This is a genomic window from Streptomyces milbemycinicus (assembly GCF_002154605.1).
GTDB classification, from domain to species: domain Bacteria; phylum Actinomycetota; class Actinomycetes; order Streptomycetales; family Streptomycetaceae; genus Streptomyces; species Streptomyces milbemycinicus.
Genome location: NZ_MUNE01000687.1, coordinates 22,687 through 22,903 on the forward strand (window position 1 = coordinate 22,687; position 217 = coordinate 22,903).

General features: G+C 69.1%; 1 protein-coding gene. It reads right to left on the reverse strand.

The genetic code is table 11. The annotated features are described in order from the left end of the window. A partial coding sequence (locus tag CCN51_RS58470; RefSeq protein ID WP_245881798.1) for a DUF1697 domain-containing protein occupies nt 1-80 on the reverse strand: 80 nt, incomplete at its 3' end. Between the last annotated feature and the right edge of the window lie 137 nt (nt 81-217).

A 217-nucleotide genomic window follows, 5' to 3' on the forward strand; every position in this document is an offset into this window, starting at 1 on the left:
AGCTCGCGCTGCCGGGCCATCGGGAACTTGTTGTGGCCGCTGACATTGATGCCGCGCAACAGCGCGATCTGGGACGACATGGCGGGGGCTCCTCCGGATGGGATGAGCGGATCCTACGCTCGCGTCCAGTAGCGTGATTCCTCCGGGACGCGGAGCGATCAGGGGGCGACGAGGTGTCAAGGGCCGCTGACGGCGGGGCGGATGACCGGGGCGGGGA